At 47.4% G+C, this 4,689-nt stretch carries 3 protein-coding genes and 1 pseudogene; 3 read left to right on the forward strand and 1 reads right to left on the reverse strand.

What is annotated here, in order from left to right; translation table 11 throughout:
• Positions 1-716, forward strand: a 716-nt coding sequence (locus PMI05_RS26905) for a polyprenyl synthetase family protein (RefSeq protein WP_007728771.1), incomplete at its 5' end; no start/stop codon positions are given.
• Positions 717-769: 53 nt separating this feature from the next.
• On the opposite strand, the gene PMI05_RS26910 is transcribed toward PMI05_RS26905, so the two are convergent.
• A complete protein-coding gene (locus PMI05_RS26910) occupies positions 770-2,464 on the reverse strand; it encodes a M3 family oligoendopeptidase (protein ID WP_007728774.1) in 1,695 nt (564 codons plus the stop codon).
• Between the two features lie 248 nt (positions 2,465-2,712).
• Here PMI05_RS26910 and dxs point away from each other — a divergent pair, with 248 nt between their 5' ends.
• On the forward strand, positions 2,713-4,599 hold the full coding sequence (dxs, locus tag PMI05_RS26915; RefSeq protein ID WP_007728776.1) for a 1-deoxy-D-xylulose-5-phosphate synthase: 1,887 nt from the start codon (positions 2,713-2,715) through the stop codon (positions 4,597-4,599).
• A pseudogene (locus tag PMI05_RS30415) lies at positions 4,596-4,689 on the forward strand (TlyA family rRNA (cytidine-2'-O)-methyltransferase); the annotation flags it as partial. The gene dxs and the pseudogene PMI05_RS30415, both read left to right, overlap by 4 nt.

Consider the following 4,689-nt stretch of genomic DNA (forward strand, 5'->3'; position numbering starts at 1 on the left):
AAAAGCCGATTGAACGGGGTGTAGCTTTTGCGGCTGCCTTGGAAATGATACATACGTACTCCTTGATCCACGATGACCTCCCTGCGATGGACGACGATGATCTTCGTCGCGGAAAACCGACCAATCACAAAGTATTCGGTGAAGCAACAGCCATTCTCGCAGGAGATGCCTTGCTGACTAGAGCGTTCGCATACATTGCAGAAGCTTACATAGATTGCGCTGATGTTTCAGCGGCTACTACCGTGAAACTGATTGCGGAGCTGGGAAAACGTGCAGGAGCAACTGGCATGGTCGGCGGACAGATGGCTGATATCGAAGGGGAGAGCAAACGCCTTAACTTAGATCAGCTTGAATTTATCCATCGTCACAAAACGGGTGATCTCTTGATCGCAGCCTTGCGCGGGGGAGGCTACCTCGCAGAAGCATCCGAAGGTCAAATGGAAGCATTGACACGCTATGGTGTTTGCATTGGTCTTGCTTTTCAAATTCAGGATGACATCTTGAATGTGGAAGGGGATGCCCAAGAGCTGGGGAAAGCAGTTGGTAGTGATGCAGATCGGGAAAAGGCGACGTACCCATCACTGCTTGGTCTAGCCGAATCGAAGGCGCGTCTTGACGAATTGATTGCGGAGGCAAAAGCAGCGCTTGCCGATGCGGGAATCGAGAATTCTGCACTCAGCCCTTTGGCCGACTACGTGCGTGATCGCAATAAATAAGTAAAAGCTGGCAACCCATATGGGAAATGCCAGCTTTTTTTCGTACCTACCAATTACAAGCTTTTATCGTCAATGCTATTTAAAAATTGTTCAATCTCGCCAATCACCGATGGTATACAGTCGTCCTCAAATGGAGAATACAGCTTCGCCACTTGTACCAACTCGAGGAATGATTTGCTTCCACCTTCGCGGCAAAGCGTCAAATAATCTTCCCAAGCTTGCTTCGGCTCAGATTGAGCCCGTTTCCAAAATTGGAACGCGCAAATCTGGGCAAGTGTGTAGTCGATGTAATAGAAGGGGCTTTGAAAAATATGCGTTTGTTGCTGCCAGAAACCGCCCTCCTCAAGATACTCATTCTGTGCGTAATTGCGATCCGGGAGGTACTTGCGCTCAATTTCACGCCAAGCACGTTTACGCTCTGACGGGGTCATATCTGGGTTCTCGTAGACAACATGCTGGAACTCATCAACAGACACGCCGTACGGAATGAACTGGAGTCCGCTACTCAGATGAGAGAATTTGTATTTGTCGGTATCTTCCTTGAAAAAATGCTCCATCCATGGCCACGTCAAAAACTCCATGCTCATCGAATGTATTTCACATGCCTCATAGGTTGGGAAATGATATTCAGGGACCTCAAAATCTCTACTTACATACACCTGAAACGCATGTCCTGCCTCGTGTGTAAGCACGTCGATATCACCAGATGTACCGTTAAAATTGGCGAAAATAAATGGGAGCCTGTATTGGCTAATGTATTCACAGTAGCCGCCTGTAGCCTTTCCTTTTTTGCTCAATAGATCTAAACAATCATTGTCTAGCATGAAGTTGTAAAATTCGTCCGTTTCAGGTGCCAACTCGGCATACATCTTTTTCCCGTTTTCAACAATCCATTCCGGCGGGCCTTTCGGGCTTGGATTTCCTGTAGCGAAATCAAAGGAAAGATCGTAATACTCAAGTATATCGACACCAATGCGTTGGCGCTGACGTTCGACGAGCTTTGAAGATACTGGAACGATGTGCTCAAGCACTTGCTTGCGGAAATTGGCTACCATTTCTGCGTTGTAATCGGTACGGTTCATACGTGCATAGGCTAGCTCCACAAAGCTATTGAAGCCGAGTTTTTGGGCGATGCGTGTGCGTACCTTGACGAGCTGGTCGTAAATGCGATCAAATTCGTCCGTATGTTTCCGCATATACTCATACTTCGCTTCATTAGCACGTTTGCGCATGTCTCTATCTTTCGCGATAGTAAAAGGAATCATTTCTGAAAGGTTTCGCTCTTCTCCGTCAAACATGATTTTGGCAGAAGCTTTCAGTGCGACATATTGACTGGCCAAACGGTTTTCTTCCTGCAAATCAGAAATGACTTCTGGCGAAAATGTACGGAGTGTGCTCTCAGCGATGCGAAACAGCTGTGCGCCCCATTTTTCTTCCAAGTCAGCGCGGAAGGAAGAATCGACGATCGCCTGATAGTAGCGTGAAACGATTCCAGTATACAAAGGAGTTGCTTCATCCCAATAGTCCTGCTCTGCTTTGTAGAAGGGATCTTCTGTATTGATCGTGTGGCGGATTTGTGCGACATTCCGCGCGGATTCCACTTCTTGTCGCAGTTTGTTCAATTGAGCCATGATTGTATCTTGCTCGGAGAAGTTTGCAGCATGTTGAAACGCTTCCAATAATTGCGTGAATTGTCCTTCAACTTTGTCCATATCCATGCGCTCATACTGAATTTGTGAGAACTTCACGGACGTCCACCTCTTTTGTTCGGAGTATGTATTCAAAATCATCTTACCAGAAAATGCAAGATATCGCCTTCATATTCGTATATGTTGATGAAAAGTGGTGTTTTTATTAAGAAACCGTTATAATGAATCAAGCTGAAAATAAGCGGAATCGGCTATAGCAATAAGGAAAGCCGGGTTTTCTAGTGGCTTGATTGATATGCAGCATGCACAATCGCCGGAGAACGAACAGTGGAAAGTGAGGAATACCAATGCTGCTTACTACTATAAATGATCCTCAAGACTTGAAAAAGTGCACGCAACCGCAGCTACATACCTTGGCGTCCGAGATCCGTCAGTTTCTAATCGAAACGCTGTCGAAAACAGGTGGTCATCTCGCGCCGAATCTGGGAGTCGTCGAGCTGACGCTAGCACTGCACTATGTTTTTGACAGTCCCAAGGACAAGCTGATCTGGGATGTCGGGCATCAAGCATACGTACATAAAATGCTGACAGGACGCCGGGAGATGTTCGCGACCTTGCGTCAGTACAAAGGTCTGTGTGGGTTCCCTAAAATGGTGGAAAGCCCGCATGACGTCTGGGAAACCGGGCATAGCAGTACGTCGTTGTCTGCCGCAATGGGGATGGCGACTGCGCGGGATTTGAAAAAAGAAAAGAACCATGTCATTGCTGTGATCGGAGACGGTGCGCTGACAGGCGGTATGGCGCTGGAGGCCTTGAATCACATTGGTCATGAACGTAAGAATGTCATCGTTGTGTTAAATGATAACGAAATGTCCATCGCGCCAAACGTTGGGGCCTTGCACAACTACTTGGGGAAAATTCGCTCGACGGAGAATTATCAATGGGCGAAGGATGAAGTCGAAGGATTGTTGAAATCCATTCCGGCTGTAGGGGGCAAATTGGCTCATATGGCTGAACGCTTCAAAGACAGCATGAAGTATTTGCTCGTATCTGGCGTTCTCTTCGAGGAGCTCGGCTTTACATATATTGGCCCAATCGATGGACATAACATGGAGCTATTGCTCGATACATTGAAGACAGCCAAGCATACAAAAGGCCCGGTTTTGATTCATGCCATCACGAAAAAAGGACTAGGCTATGCCCCAGCTGAAGCTGACTCAGTCAAGTGGCATGGTATCGGTACGTATAAAATCGAGTCAGGTGATACACCGAAATCTGCACCAACGTATACGTCTGTTTTTGCAGATACGATGATGAAGCTCGCAGATGAAGACAATTCGATCGTGGCTGTTACCCCTGCGATGCCAGCAGGCTCAGGTTTGATTCCCTTTGGACAGAAGTACCCTGACAGACTGTTTGACGTTGGGATTGCAGAGCAGCACGCATGTACATTTGCGGCAGGATTAGCAACACAAGGCTTGAAGCCGGTCTTTGCGATTTATTCGACCTTTTTGCAAAGAGCCTATGATCAGCTAATCCACGATGTCGCACGCCAAAAGCTCAATGTGATTTTCGCTGTTGACCGTGCTGGGCTCGTCGGAGCAGACGGGGAGACACACCAAGGTATGTACGATGTGGCATTCATGCGAATCATTCCAAATATGGTCATTATGGCACCGAAGGATGAAAATGAGCTGCGTCACATGATGAAGACGGCAGTAGAATATAAAGGCGGTCCGATCTCTTATCGTTATCCGCGATTGCCGATTCGTGGCGTCAAAATGGATGACGATCTGCAAGTGCTACCAATCGGAAAAGCGGAGATTGTACGCGAAGGTAAACACGTGGCGATCCTCTCGTTCGGTCATGTATTCGAAATTGCTGAGGCGGCTGTCAATCAGCTTCAAGAAGAAGGAATCGAGCCGATGCTGGTCAATGCACGTTTTTGCAAGCCTTTGGACGAAGAGCTTTTGTTCCGTCTGGCAAAGGAAGGCTACGATATCGTTACGGTCGAAGAAGGCAGTGAAATGGGCGGATTCGGCAGCGCTGTCATTGAATGCTACAATCGTGCAGGCTATCACGGCATGAATGTACAGGTTGTTGCGGTACCTGATTATTTTGTTGAGCATGGAAGTGTGAAAGAACAGCGGCAAGAGGTAGGGCTCACAGCTGATAATATCGCTGCTCGCGTTCGATCCTTGATGCCAATTTCGAAGGGCGTAGTAGAAGCATGAGTATAAGAAAAGAACGGGTTGATGTTCTCTTGGTCGAAAGAGGCCATTATGAGACCAGAGAAAAAGCAAAAGCAGCCGTAATGGCAGGGC

It is taken from the genome of Brevibacillus sp. BC25 (assembly GCF_000282075.1).
Lineage (GTDB): Bacteria > Bacillota > Bacilli > Brevibacillales > Brevibacillaceae > Brevibacillus.